Genomic DNA, 1,753 nt, shown 5'->3' with positions numbered 1-1,753 from the left:
AGACCATGGCCGTAAAGATCGAGCGAAATCAGCCGATATTTATCACCGAGCAACGCCACCAGAGGTTCCCAAGTCTGGAGCAGGCTGTTCGATCCATGGATCAGAAGTATCGCCGGCCCGTCCTTATCGCCCTCGTCGCGATAATGAATTTTGGCGCCTTGACCGTCATCGAGAAAACGCGACGCCTCATTGCCATATTTGGCGATCATTTCGGTACGATCGGTATCGGGAGTCCGGAAAATCAAAAAGGCGACACCCAACAGGACCAGCAGCCCCAATATGATACGGATCGTCTTTTTCATGGCCTTGCCCCTGTCTTGGTCGTTTTTGTAACGAAATAGCGGGCGGCCGCCAATGGGTTATTCGGCGTGCCGCCATTCTCCGGGCTGCAATCCCTCAAGCGACCATTCGCCCACACTCCAGCGCACAAGCCGTAACGTGGGATGACCCACAGCAGCCGTCATCCGGCGGACCTGCCGGTTCCGGCCTTCGCTTATGGTTAGCTTGAGCCAGCAATCCGGCACGCTCTTGCGCACCCGGATCGGCGGGTCGCGCGGCCAAAGATCCGGCTCGTCAATACGTTCGACTTCGGCAGGCCTGGTTTTGCCGTCCTTCAACTCGACGCCCTCGCGCAGCATGGCCAGACTTTCATCGCTGACGTCGCCCTCGACCTGCACAAGATAGGCTTTGGGCATCTTGTATTTGGGATCGGCGATCCGGGCCTGCAGTTTTCCGTCGCCGGTCAGCATCATCAGCCCTTCGCTGTCCCGATCCAGCCGACCGGCCGGATAGACGCCAGGCAGATCAATATAGTCGGAGAGCGTTGCGCGCTTGGTATCGGACCCGCGATCGGTGAATTGCGGAAGCACACCGAAGGGTTTGTTGAACAGGATCAGTTTTGACATCCAGCCCCTTTGGCAGCGACTGGTAGAATCAGCAACGCAACAAAGACACTGAGCGCCCTTTTTCAAGTTCCGCAACAATTCTCGCGGACGATATAATTACCGGTTCGCCGCGAAATTGTGTAGCGGATGCCAATGCAATTCGATAATTTCGATACCACAGCTTTCCTGCGCGATTACTGGCAGAAGCACCCGCTGCTGATCAGAAACCCCTGGCAGTCCTGGCGCAATCCGCTGGCGCCAGACGAACTTGCGGGTCTCGCTTGCGAAGACCATGTGGAATCGCGTCTGATCACGCAATCGAGCGACGACTGGAACGCCGAACATGGCCCCTTGCCCGAGAAGCGCTTTGGCGAGCTCGGCAAATCCCCCTGGACCCTGTTGGTACAGGCGGTTGACCAGCATGTGCCGGATGTCGCCGCGCTGATCGAGCCGTTTCGTTTCATCCCCAATTGGCGGATCGACGATGTGATGGTCAGCTATGCCAATGACGGCGGCGGAGTCGGGCCGCATTTCGACCATTATGACGTCTTTCTGGTCCAAGGCCTCGGCCAGCGCCGGTGGCAAATCGGAGGCATGTGTGACGATCAGACGTCCCTGCGCTCGCACGAAGACTTGCTGCTGCTCGCCAATTTTGGAGCCGTGGATGAATGGATATTAAATCCCGGAGACATGCTCTATATCCCGCCGGGTATCGCCCACAATGGCGTCGCGGTCGGCAAGGATTGCATGACTTACAGTATCGGCTTTCGCTCGCCGTCGCGCAAGGAACTGATCGGCGGCTGGTGTGACGATCTGCTGCCCACGATGACCGATGATGATCGCTATTGCGATCCCGATCTGGCGGTACA

At 57.6% G+C, this 1,753-nt stretch carries 3 protein-coding genes; 1 reads left to right on the top strand and 2 read right to left on the bottom strand.

Features of this window, described 5'->3' with window-relative positions; all coding sequences use genetic code 11:
* The coding region (locus WBM93_RS12695; RefSeq protein ID WP_424432232.1) for an alpha/beta fold hydrolase at positions 1 to 302 on the bottom strand (302 nt) is incomplete at its 3' end.
* A 57-nt stretch (positions 303 to 359) separates the two neighbouring features.
* Positions 360 to 905 carry a pseudouridine synthase gene (locus WBM93_RS12690; RefSeq protein WP_424432231.1) on the bottom strand — a complete coding sequence of 182 codons (546 nt, stop codon included), beginning with the start codon at positions 903 to 905 and terminating at the stop codon, positions 360 to 362.
* A 132-nt stretch (positions 906 to 1,037) separates the two neighbouring features.
* Here WBM93_RS12690 and WBM93_RS12685 point away from each other — a divergent pair.
* On the top strand, positions 1,038 to 1,753 hold a 716-nt coding region (locus tag WBM93_RS12685), incomplete at its 3' end, for a cupin domain-containing protein (RefSeq protein ID WP_424432230.1).

The sequence above is a fragment of the Parasphingorhabdus sp. genome (assembly GCF_049667325.1).
In the GTDB taxonomy this organism is placed as follows: domain Bacteria; phylum Pseudomonadota; class Alphaproteobacteria; order Sphingomonadales; family Sphingomonadaceae; genus Parasphingorhabdus.
This window is presented reverse-complemented; position numbering and strand designations above follow the sequence as displayed.

What these genes read in the sequence shown, in the direction of transcription:
- WBM93_RS12690 (WP_424432231.1), bottom strand. Translation starts at nt 905, where the DNA reads ATGTCAAAACTGATCCTGTTCAACAAACCCTTCGGTGTGCTTCCGCAA.